6 protein-coding genes are annotated in these 12108 nt (G+C 70.3%); 1 reads left to right on the forward strand and 5 read right to left on the reverse strand.

From position 1 onward, the window contains the following. The first annotated feature begins 132 nt into the window (after positions 1-132). A complete protein-coding gene (locus AC1U89_RS17170) occupies positions 133-1422 on the forward strand; it encodes a cytochrome P450 (protein WP_479900888.1) in 1290 nt (429 codons plus the stop codon). A gap of 14 nt (positions 1423-1436) precedes the next feature. Here AC1U89_RS17170 and trpS read toward each other — a convergent pair whose 3' ends face one another. From trpS to mutS, 5 genes are all read right to left on the reverse strand, one after another. Beyond that, on the reverse strand, positions 1437-2471 hold the full coding sequence (gene trpS / locus AC1U89_RS17175; RefSeq protein ID WP_479900889.1) for a tryptophan--tRNA ligase: 1035 nt from the start codon (positions 2469-2471) through the stop codon (positions 1437-1439). Positions 2472-2635: 164 nt separating this feature from the next. Next, complete coding sequence (murJ, locus tag AC1U89_RS17180) at positions 2636-4273, reverse strand: murein biosynthesis integral membrane protein MurJ (protein WP_479900890.1); 1638 nt, start codon at positions 4271-4273, stop codon at positions 2636-2638. A gap of 95 nt (positions 4274-4368) precedes the next feature. Next, entirely contained in the window at positions 4369-6273 is a 1905-nt protein-coding gene (locus tag AC1U89_RS17185) for an FkbM family methyltransferase (protein ID WP_479900891.1), read from the reverse strand. A gap of 125 nt (positions 6274-6398) precedes the next feature. Beyond that, positions 6399-9224, reverse strand: a complete 2826-nt coding sequence (locus tag AC1U89_RS17190; protein ID WP_479900892.1) for a [protein-PII] uridylyltransferase — start codon at positions 9222-9224, stop codon at positions 6399-6401. Positions 9225-9307: 83 nt separating this feature from the next. After that, entirely contained in the window at positions 9308-12007 is a 2700-nt protein-coding gene (gene mutS / locus AC1U89_RS17195; RefSeq protein WP_479900893.1) for a DNA mismatch repair protein MutS, read from the reverse strand. Between the last annotated feature and the right edge of the window lie 101 nt (positions 12008-12108).

Genomic DNA, 12108 nt, shown 5'->3' on the forward strand with positions numbered 1-12108 from the left:
CCGGAGAAATGGACCTTCGGCGCCCCCCGGGCAAGAGGCCGGGTGCCGCTTGCGTCATCGTGACAAACGAACCGCGTTATGGCTCCATCCTCGAAACAGTTGTTTGCTTGTTCATTTTCTTGGGAGGTCGTCATGAGCGACGGAGCCATCGATCTGTCGGCCGACGCCCAGAAGGACGCTGCGCGCGCCCGGGCCTATTCGATGCCCCTGGAGGAGATCGACGTCGCCGATCCCGCCCTGTTCCAGGCCGACGCCCACTGGCCGTTCTTCGAGCGGCTGCGGGCCGAGGACCCGGTGCACTACTGCGCCGTCAGCGAGCACGGACCCTACTGGTCGATCACCCGCTACAACGACATCATGACCGTCGACACCACCCACCAGGTGTTCTCGTCGGACAGCAGCTTCGGCGGGATCACGATCCGGAATTTCGACGAGGACTTCGTCCTGCCGATGTTCATCGCCATGGACCCGCCCAAGCACGACATCCAGCGCAAGACCGTCAGCCCGATCGTCTCGCCGGTGAACCTGGCGCTGCTCGAGGGCACGATCCGCGAGCGCGTGGGCGGCATCCTCGACAACCTGCCGATCGGCGAGACCTTCGACTGGGTCGACAAGGTGTCGATCGAGCTGACCACCCAGATGCTGGCCACCCTGTTCGACTTCCCCTGGGAGGAGCGCCGCAAGCTGACCCGCTGGTCCGACGTCTCCACCGCCGTGCCGGGCGCCGGGATCGTCGACACCGAGGAGCAGCGCCGGGCCGAGCTGATGGAGTGCCTGGCCTATTTCACCGAGCTGTGGAACCAGCGGGTCAATTCGACCGAACCGGGCAACGACCTGATCTCGATGCTGGCCCACGGCGAGGCGACGCGGAACATGCCGCCGTTCGAGTATCTGGGGAACATCATCCTGTTGATCGTCGGCGGCAACGACACCACCCGCAACTCGATCACCGGCGGCCTGCTGGCCCTGAGCCAGAACCCGGCGGAAGAGGCCAAGCTGCGGGCCGACCCGTCGCTGATCCCCAACATGGTCTCGGAGATCATCCGCTGGCAGACGCCGCTGGCCTATATGCGCCGCACGGCCATCGAGGACTTCGAGCTGTCGGGCAAGACCATCAGGAAGGGCGACAAGGTCGTGATGTGGTACGTCTCGGGCAACCGCGACGACACCGTCATCGACAATCCGAACGCCTTCCTGATCGACCGCCCTCAGGCCCGCCGCCACCTGTCGTTCGGCTTCGGCATCCACCGTTGCGTGGGCAACCGCCTGGCCGAGCTGCAGCTGAAGATCATCTGGGAGGAGATCCTCAAGCGCTTCCCGAAGATCGAGGTGATGGGCGAGCCGAAGCGCGTCTATTCTAGCTTCGTGAAGGGCTATGAGAGCCTGCCGGTGCGGATCCCGGCGAGAAACCCTCTCCCATAGGGAGAGGGAAAACCTTACGCCCCCCAGAACCCGACCAGCTTCTTCACCTCGGCCACCGTCGGCGCGGCGACTTCGGACGCCCGCTCGGCGCCGGCCTTCAGGATGCGGTCGATCTCGGTTGGGTCAGCCAGGTAGCGGCGCATGGTCTCGCCGACCGGGGCCAGCTTCTCGACCGCCAGCTCGGCCAGGGCCGGCTTGAAGGTCCCGAAGCCCTTGCCTGCGTACTCGGCCAGCACCTCGGCCTTGGTCTTGCCCGCCAGGGCCGCGAAGATGCCCACCAGGTTGTCGGCCTCGGCGCGGGCGCCCAGTTCTTCCAGCGTCTCGGGCAGCGGCTCCGGATCGGTGCGCGCCTTGCGGACCTTGGCGGCGATGTCGTCGGCCGTGTCGGTCAGGTTGATGCGGCTGTAGTCCGACGGATCGGACTTGCTCATCTTGGCCGAGCCGTCGCGCAGGCTCATCACCCGGGCGCCGGGGCCCTGGATCAGCGGCTCGGGCTGCGGGAAGAAGCCCTGGACGCCGAAGTCGTGGTTGAACTTGCCGGCGATGTCGCGGGTCAGCTCCAGGTGCTGCTTCTGGTCCTCGCCCACCGGCACGTGGGTGGCCTTGTAGACCAGGATGTCGGCGGCCTGCAGCACCGGATAGGTGTAGAGGCCCACCGAGCTGCGCTCCTTGTGCTTGCCGCTCTTCTCCTTGAACTGGGTCATGCGGTCCAGCCAGCCCAGGCGGGCCACGCACTGGAAGATCCAGGCCAGTTCGGAATGCTCGCGCACCGCCGACTGCGGGAAGATCGTCGCCTTCTTCGGGTCCAGGCCCGCGGCCAGGTAGGCGGCGGCGATCTCGCGGGTCTGCTGGGCCAGGGCCTCGGGCTCCTGCCAGACGGTGATGGCGTGCAGGTCGGCCACGAAGATGAAGGTGTCCATCTCGTGCTGCAGGCGGGCGAACTTCACCAGGGCGCCCAGATAGTTGCCCAGGTGCAGGGCGCCGGACGGCTGGACGCCCGAGAGCACGCGAGTGGGGCCCGTGTAGGGGACAGGGGTGTGGTCGGTCATGGCTTCAGCCTTGGAACTTTAGAGCGATATGGCGGGTGCGCAGCGGCGCGCGCCGCGCCTGGAGCGCGGCGGTCGAGGTCAGATGAAGCTGCGCCATCGCGGCGCGGAAGATCCGATCGAAGCCATGCACGCTGGTTACCGGGCCGGCGCTGAGAGAGCAAGCCTTACGCCTTGCCCCGCTTGAGCAGGCCCTTGACCTCCGCCGGCGTCACGCCACCGAACAGCAGGACCAGGGGCGGATAGAGCGCGCCGCCGATCAACACGGTCAGCAGCAGGGCGGCCTCCTTGGCTCCTAAGGTGTGGCCGCGCAGGCCCAGCTCGCGCAGCGGGGCCTCGATCAGCGGCCGCCAGTGCGACGCCGCCGCCAGCACGCCGCCCATGGCGACGCTGGCCGCCAGGATCCGGCTCACCCGCGACCAGGTCTGGAGCGAAGGGCTGTAGTGGTCCTTGCGCGCCAGACCCCAGGCCATCTGGCCGACATTGATCCACGAGGCCACGGCCGTGGCGGCGGCGATGCCGCGCACGCCCATCACATTGAACAGGGCGATGCCCAGGCCGATGTTCAGCGCCACCGAGATCAGGGCGAAGCGCATCGGGCTCTTGGTGTCGCCGCGCGCGAAGAAGGCCCGCGAATAGAGCTGCTGCAGCACGAAGGCCGGGGTGCCCAGGCCGTAGAACAGCAGCGCCGCCGCCGTCTGGCTGGCGTCGAAGGGGGTGAACTGGCCGCGGGTATAGAGGGCGTCCGACAGGAAGCCGGGCATGGCGACCAGAGCCGCGGCGGCCGGAATGGTCAGGGCCATGGCCAGGGTGATCGCCTGGTCCATGGCGCTCTGGGCGTCCTCGCCGTCGCCGCTGTTCACGGCCCGCGACAGGCGCGGCAGCAGGGCCACGCCGATCGCCACCCCCACCAGGCCCAGCGGCAGCTGGTACAGGCGGTCGGCGGTGGCCAGCCACGAGCGGCCGCCGGGCACATGGCTGGCCAGGTTGCCGGAGATGAAGATGTTGACCTGGGTGGCGCTGGCCGCCAGGGCGCCGGGGATGGCCTTGCCGATCAGCTCGCGCACCTCGGGCGTCAGGCGCGGCAGCCGCCAGTGCACCTGGGCGCCGGACTTGTTGACGCCCCAGGTCAGCAGGGCCGCCTGGGCGACGCCCGCCACCACCACCCCGACCGAACCCCAGGTCGCCGCGCCGACGGCGCTGGTCTGGGGCAGGATGAAGGCCAGGGTGAAGATGTTCAGCAGGATCGGCGCGCCGGCCGACAGGATGAAGCGGTCGCGGGCGTTCAGCACGCCCGACAGGTGCGCCACGATGGCCATGCACGGCAGGTAGGGCATGGTGATCTGGGTCAGCAGCACCGCCAGCTTGTACTTCTCGGTGCCCCAGCCGAAGCCGGGGCTGATCAGCATCATCAGCCAGGGCATGGCCAGCTGGCAGATCACGGTGATGATGATGGTCGAGGCCGCCAGGGTGGCCATGGCGTCGGCGGCCAGGATGTCGGCAGTCTCCTCGCCGTCGCGCTGCAGCGACTTGGCGTAGGCCGGCACGAAGGCGGCGGCGAAGGCCCCCTCGGCGAAGAACCGGCGGAACAGGTTCGGGAAGGCCAGGGCCGCGTTGTAGGCGTCGGCCGCCGGGGTGGCGCTGGCCCCCATCCGGTACGAGACCGCCAGGTCGCGGGCGAAACCCATGAACCGGCTGACCAGGGTCAGGCCGGAATAGATCATCGACGACTTCAGCAGACCGCCGGGCTTCTTGGGCGCGTCGGTCTGCGGGGCGGAGGCGTTCGGGGGGGCGCTGTCGGTCACGAATGGCTTCTGCGGGCTGGACGATGGGCCGTCAAGCGACGGCGGAACCAGCCGGCCGAGGATTTTTCGTGCAGGACGTCGCCCTTCTCGCGGCTTCAGGCCTCGAGAAGGTGCGCGGCCATGGACGGCTTGCGATAGACGACCGAGGCGATCAGGGCCTGGGCGGCGCGCACGGCCGGGTCGTCCGTCCGGCGGAAGAAGACGGCGTCGGCCCACAGCAGCTGGTCGTCGGTCTCGAAATTCCCGGTGTTCTCATAGGCGTATTTCCCCAGGGTCGGGAAATCCACCAGGTAGAAGCCGTGGGCGCGCAGGAAGGTCTCGACCTCGGCGAACAGGGGCTGGCCCGCATAGATCGGGCCGAACTCCACCTCGCAATGGACCACCGCCGTCCGCGCCAGCGTGGCCTCCGCATGCCGCAGCACCAGCAGCTCGCCGCCCTGGATGTCGAGCTTGAGGAAATCAACCGGCTCGGGCGGCAGGACCTCGTCCAGCCGCCGCGTCGGCAGGTCGAGGGTGCGCACCGTCTCCAGCGGGCTGAGCAGCGGGAACGGCCGGTTGTGGTCCAGGTCCAGCGGATACAGCGACGAGGTCGCGTCGGCGTTGTTGATGTGCAGGGTGTGCGTGCCGCCGTCGCCCAGGGCGTAGGGGAGCAGGGTGACGTTCTCGCCGCCCTCCGCCGCCTCGCGCTCGTCAAGCCGCTCCTCCAGCGGATCGAAGCCGATGACGTCCGTCGGGCAGAACCGCATCAGGGCGTCGTAGGCGTGGCTGCCCGGGCCCAGGGTCTGGGCGCCGACGTCCACGATGCGCGGCCTGCGGTCCAGGCGGGCCAGGGCCTGGGCGGCGAGCGCGTCGAACGAGGGCGCCGCCGCCGGCTGGCGCGCCTTGTACTCGTCGCTGTCCAGGATCCACTTCAGCGCGAAGCTGGGATCGTTGTGTTGGCGGATGAGATTGGACCAGCCCTCCAGCCCGCCGGGATCGGCGTCGCGTCCGAGCAGGTTCTTGTAGAGCGCCTGGACGACCTCTTCGGGCGACATGGCGAAGGTCCCCGCGGCGGGGGTCCGGGCGGCCAGGGCCGCGTCGGAGCCTTCGGTCGGCGCGGCGTCGCGGCCCAGCAGGCCCTGGACGGCGTAGCGATAGATCGCCAGGTCCCGGGTGTTGAGGTCGAGGATCGCCTGGACCGTCTCGTCGGGGATCTGGCAGGGCCGCAGGCTGGTCGGCTTGTCGTGGCTGGTGTTGTCGTGGGGCAGGGACTCGATCCCCAGGGCCTCGGTCAGCCAGCGCCGGGACAGGTCCTCGAACTCGCAGACATAGTACCACAGGGCGCCGTCGATGAAGTCGTAGGCCGCCCGCAGCGGCGCGGGCTCGCGGAACTCCCACGGCGTGCCGGTCAGCTGGCGGAAGTGGAAGTCGCTGACGAAGATGCGGACGGCCGGGTGCTTGCTGGTGACGAAGTCGTGCAGGCTCAGGGTCGCGGCGGCCTCGCAGGCGGCGTAGTAGGCGACGCTGCCGTGGCCGGGGGTGAGCTTCTTGAACGTGTCCTTGAAGTAGTTGTACAGCGACAGGACCCGCCCCACCGGATGGCGGAAGTTGGTGATGTAGGCGTGGCCGTCACGGACGGCCTCGAAGACGTCGCGGCCGTAGTGGCCCGCGTAGAAATCATGCCCCTTGAACGGCTCGTACCGGCCGGCGACCGCCTCGTGCTGGTTCAGGTTGTTGGCGATCTCGGGGGCCATCCCGACCTCGCCGACGGCCGCCTCGAGGGCGTGGGTGATCGACAGGCCGGCGGCCTTGGGATTGTGGAAGAAGAACAGCTTGCGCGGCTTCAGGGTCACGGAGCGATGGATCAGGCCGTACTCGTCGCATCCCAGCAGGCCCTTCACGACGACCGACGGATCGCCGTGCTCGCGGATCAGGGCCGACCAGCCCTCGATTTCCGTCGCGTTCGGCCCGCGCCGCAGCATGTGCTTGTACAGCGCCCGGACCACGTCTTCGGGCGACATCGCGAAGCTACGGGCGGGAGACTTTGCCAAGACGCAATCCTGTCACACTTCTTCAGAAGTGGCTGAGGTCGCGTGGCGGGAGCCTCTCGTCAAGCCATAATGAAACCTTGGATAGGTCCCCAGGCCTAGCGGGCGACGCTGGCCCGCGCCCGTTTCAGGCCCGGACGGGTGTTCGGCGCGCCGGCCTCGTTCTGCTCCAGGGCCGCCAGCAGATCGGCCTTCAGGGCCGAGACCTTCTTGGCGTCCTCGACCTTCCCGCCCTCGGTGGTCTGGACATAGAAGGCGTCGACCGCCCGCTCGCCGTAGCCGTCGATATGGGCCGACTGGATGGACAGGCCGTTGTCGGCCAGGGTGCGGGCCAGGGCCTGCAGCAGGCCCGGACGGTCGCGGCCCGAGGCCTCGACCACCGTGGCCTCGTTGGAGGCCTCGTTGTCGACGACCACGGTCGGGGCGATCGAGAAGGCGGCGGTGCGCGACAGCTCCGCGCCGCGCCGGGGCTCCACCGCGATCGGCTCGCCGCGGCCGGCCGCCTCCAGGGCGTCGGCCAGGCGGCGCAGGGCCCGGGGGTTCTCGCAGCCCAGGGCCGCGCCGGTCACGTCCTGCACATGGAAGACGTCCAGGGCCTGGCCCTGGCGCGAGGTGAAGACCCGGGCGCCGACGACGTTGCCGCCCAGCGAGGAGATGGCCAGGGCGAGGTCGGCGAACAGGCCGCGACGGTCCTTGGCGGCGATGACGATCTCGGCGGCGTTGGCGCCGGCCGGCACCCGACCCTCGGCGGCGGCCCCGCCCTGGATCGCCGCGCGGCGGGCCAGCTCGGCATGGGCCTTGAGGTCCTCCAGCGAGAACGCGCCGAAATAGGCCGCCTCCATCGCCTGGGCCCAGCCCTGGGCGGCGGGATCGGCCTGGACCAGCACGTCGCGGGCCTGTTCGGCGGCGGCCTCCTGGTGGCGCTGGACGCTGGCGGCGGCGTCGCTGCCGCGCCCGCCCCGGAACACCGCCTCGGTGGCGTTGTAGAGCTCGCGCAGCAGCTGGCCCTTCCAGCCGTTCCAGACGCCCGGGCCCACCGCGCGGATGTCGGCCACGGTGATGACCAGCAGCAGGCGCAGGCGCTCGGGATTCTCGACGATGCGGGCGAAGGCGGCGACAGTGCCGGGATCGGCGACGTCGCGCTTCTGGGCGAAGTCGCTCATGACCAGGTGGTTCTCGACCAGCCAGGCCACCAGCTCGACCTTAGTGCGCTCCACGCCCAGGCGCTCGCAGGCGCTGCGGGCGCTGCGGGCCCCGGCCTTCTCCTGGCCGCCGACCCCGCCCTTGCCGGTGTCGTGCAGCAGCATGGCCAGGAACAGGGCCTCGCGGTCCTCGATCAACGGCATGATGGAGACGGCCAGCGGGTGGTCGTCGACCAGGCGGCCGGCCGCCATGTCGCCGATCAGGCCCACGGCCCGCAGGGTGTGCTCGTCCACCGTGTACGAGTGGTACATGTTGAACTGCATCTGGGCCACGACCCGGCCGAACTCGGGGATGAACCGACCCAGCACGCCGGCGTCGTTCATCAAGGTCAGGGTGCGGTAGCTGCGCTTGCCGTAGGCCAGCAGGTCCAGGAACGCCCGCGTCGCCTGAGGATCGCGGCGGACCTTCGAGGTGATCAGGTGCAGGTTGCGGGTCACCGCCGTGAAGGCGTCCGGATGCAGGTCCAGGTCGCGGTCGTCGGCGGTCTTGAACAGGCGGATCAGGTTGACCGGGTCGGCCTCGAACACCTGCGGGCCGTCGATGTTCAGACGGCCGCCGTCCTCGTAGAAGCCGGCCACGTCCAGGGCCTTGCGCTTGGGCTTGCCGCCGCCGGGCAGGAAGCGGGAGATGCCCCGGGGCTCGTGCTTGAAGTGCTCGGCCTCCAGCTTGGCCGAGAAGGCGCGGGTCAGGGCCCCGACCTCCTTGGCCACCAGGAAATAGCGGCGCATGAAGCGCTCGACGGCGGGTGCGTCGCCGCGGTCGCCGTAGCCCATGCGGCGGGCGATCTCGGGCTGCAGGTCGAAGGTCAGGCGCTCTTCCGGACGGCCGGTGGCGAAGTGCAGGTGGGCGCGCACGGCGTGCAGGAAGTCGAAGGCGCGGATGAAGCCCTTGGCCTCGCGGCGATCGAACACCTCCAACTTGAACACGTCCTCGGGACGGTCGACCGGGTGCAGGTATTCGGCGATCCACATCAGGGTGTGCAGGTCGCGCAGGCCGCCCTTGCCCTCCTTGACGTTCGGCTCGACCATGTAGCGGCTGGCGCCGGCCCGGGCCTGGCGGTCGTCGCGCTCCTTGAGCTTGGCGGCGACGAAGGCGGCGCCGGTGCCCTTCATGACGTCGTCGCGGAAGCGCTTCTTCAGCTCCTCGCCCAGGCGCTCGTCGCCGGTCAGGCGGCGGGCCTCCAGGATCGAGGTGCGGATCGTGTAGTCTTCCTTGGAGAGCTTGACGCACTCCTCGACCGTGCGCGAGGCGTGGCCGACCTTGAAGCCCAGGTCCCACAGCGCATACAGCATGTACTCGATCACGCTCTCGGCGTGCGGCGTCTGCTTGTAGGGGCGCAGGAACAGCAGGTCGATGTCCGAGAACGGCGCCAGGGTGCGGCGGCCGTAGCCGCCCACGGCCAGCAGGCACAGGCGCTCGCCCTCGGTGGGGTTGCGGGCCCGGAACACGTGGACGGTGGTGAAGTCGTAGAGGGCGGTGATCACCTCGTCGGTGACGCCGCTGAGCAGGCGGGCCGTCTCCAGGCCGCCGGCCCCGTTCTCCAGCCGCTCCTTGGCGATCATGCGGCCGCGGAACAGCGCCTGTTTCAGGATCTCGATGGCGCGAGCCCGCTGGCCGGCCTCGTCGCCGATCAGGTCCAGGGCGGCGGCCGACAGGCGCGCGCGCAGGGCGTGGCCGTCGACGACATGTTCCAGCGGGGTGGGGCGAAGGCGACGGGGCATGGGACCAATATAGGCTTGCGGAACGCGATCGCCGAACCCGATCAAAAACCCGGCGAGGCGACCCGCGCCCTACCTATATGATCTCAAGCCTTGAGCAGAGCCTTAAGACGGTAAAGCGCGTCCAGGGCCTCGCGCGGGCTCATGCCGTCGACGTCCAGCTCCTCCAGCGCCGCGTCCGTGCGGCTGGGCGCCGCTTGAACAGGCGCCGCGACCGGAGCCGAGGCGGCGAACAGGGGCAGCTCGTCCAGCTTGGCCGGCGACTCGGTCTTGCTCTCCAGGCGGTCCAGCACCTCCTTGGCGCGGGCCACGACCTGGGGCGGCACCCCGGCCAGCTTGGCCACCTGGACGCCGTACGAACGGTCGGCCGGGCCGGCGGCGGCCTCGTGCAGGAAGACGAGGTCCCCGTTCCACTCCTTGGCCCGCAGGCTGAGGTTGGAGACGTGGGCCATCCGCGTCTCCAGCGTGGCCAGCTCGTGATAGTGGGTGGCGAACAGGGCGCGGCAGCGGTTGACGTCGTGCAGGGCCTCGGCGCAGGCCCAGGCGATGGCGAGACCATCGTAGGTGGCCGTGCCCCGGCCGATCTCGTCCAGGATCACCAGGCTGCGCGGGCTGGCCTGGGTCAGGATGGCGGCGGTCTCGACCATCTCCATCATGAAGGTCGAACGGCCCCGGGCCAGGTCGTCGCCTGCCCCGACACGGCTGAACAGGCGGTCGACCACGCCAAGACGAAGCGACTTGGCCGGCACGTAGCAGCCCGACTGGGCCAGGATGGCCAGCAGGGCGTTCTGGCGCAGGAAGGTCGACTTACCGGCCATGTTCGGGCCGGTGACGATCGACAGCCGCGCCCCGATGTCGCCCGCCGCGTCCAGGCGGCAGTCGTTGGGGGTGTAGGGATCGCCGGCCCGCTTGACCGCCGCCTCGACCACCGGGTGGCGGGCGGCCTTGGCGTCGAAGGCCAGGGACCGGTCGACGGTGGGGCGCACGGCGCCGGCGTCTTCGGACCACTCGGCCAGGGCGGCGGCGACGTCCAGCCTGGCCAGGGCCTCGGCGGCCAGCTGGATCGGTTCGGCCAGGGCCACGGCGTCGGCGCGCCAGTCCTCGAAGGCCGCGACCTCCATGGCCAGGGCCCGCTCGGCGGCCTGGGCGATGCGGGCGTCCAGGTCGGCCAGCTCGACGGTGGTGAACCGCACCTGGTTGGCCAGGGTCTGACGGTGGATGAAGGTCGCGTTCAGCGGCGGCTGGAACAGCGGGTCGGCCTTGCCGGCCGTGGCCTCGACGAAATAGCCCAGGACGCCGTTGTGGCGGATCTTCAGCGGCACGCCGCTTTCCTGGATCAGGCGGGCTTCCAGCGCGGCCACGACCCGGCGGCTGTCGTCGCGCAGGGCCCGGGCCTGGTCCAGCTCGGGACGCACGCCAGGGGCCACGAAGCCGCCGTCGCGGGCCAGGGCCGGCAGGTCGGGACCCAGGCCCTGCTCCAGCTGGGCCAGCAGGCGCGACAGGCCCTCCTGCAGCGACGGGGTCAGGGCCTTCAGCGCCCCTTCCAGCTCGGCGGGCGGCGGCGACAGCGGATCGCCCGAACCGCCGACCATGCCGGCCAGCTTCTCGCCGGTCTTGAGACCGTCCTTGAGGCAGCCCAGGTCGCGCGGACCGCCCCGGCCCAGGGCCAGACGGGAAAGCGCGCGGGCCATGTCGCCGGCGCCCTTGAGCACCTCGCGCAGGCGCTCGCGCAGCACCCGGTGGTCGACGAACCATTCCACCGCGTCCAGGCGGGCGTCGATGGCGGCCGGGTCCAGCAGCGGCCGGGCCAGGCGCGAGGCCAGCAGGCGAGCGCCGCCGGCGGTGACCGTGCGGTCGATGGCGGCCAGCAGCGAGCCGTTGCGGTCGCCGCCCTGGGTGCGGTCGATCTCGAGGCTGCCGCGCGTGGCCGGGTCGATGGCCATGACGTCGGCCTCGGCCGCGCGTCGCGGGGCGCGCAGGGCCGGCAGCTTGCCGGCCTGGGTCATCTCCAGATGGGCGGCGATCAGGCCCAGGGCCCCGACCTCGGCCGGCGATAGGCCGCCGAACCCGTCCAGGGTGTCGACGCCGTAGAGGCGCTTGACCCGGGTCTCCGACGCCTGGGGCTCGGACAGGGCCGAGGGCATGGGTTGGATCAGCCCGCCGCAGATCTTCAGGGTCTGGGAAAGGTGCTCGTCCGACAGCAGGCGGTCGGCGACCAGGGTCTCGGACGGGGCCAGGGCGGCCAGGATCGCCGCCACGGCGTCCTTGGCGACCAGGAAGCACTCGACCTCGCCGGTGGACAGCTCGACGGCCGCCACGGCCGCCTGGCCCGCCCGCACGGCCACGGCGGCCAGGCGGTTGGCGCCCCGGGCGTCCAGCAGGCCGTCCTCGGTCAGGGTGCCGGGGGTGACCACACGGACGATGTCGCGGCGGACCACCGATTTCGAGCCGCGCTTCTTGGCCTCGGCCGGGTCTTCCATCTGCTCGCAGACGGCGACCTTGAAGCCCATGCGGATCAGTTTCGAGAGATAGGCCTCGGCCGCGTGCTGCGGCACGCCGGCCATCGGGATCGGCTGGCCGTTATGGGTGCCCCGGAAGGTCTGGCTGATGCCCAGGGCGGCGGCGGCCTTGTAGGCGTCGTCGAAGAACAGCTCGTAGAAATCGCCCATGCGGAAGAAGATCAGGGCGTCGGGCTGCCGCGCCTTCATCTCGAAGAACTGCTGCATCACCGGCGTCGCGCCGGTGGCGTCATAGGTCTGGACGGTGGGGGAGGCGGGGGCGTTCATCGGGCCGGAAGGTATAGGGCGTCGCGCCTCCCGTTAAGACTTCGGCAAGGGATATCCACAAGCCCTGGGGACTAATCCCGCGAAAACCCACGAAATAGGCG

Source organism: Caulobacter sp. 05T431, from assembly GCF_056665975.1.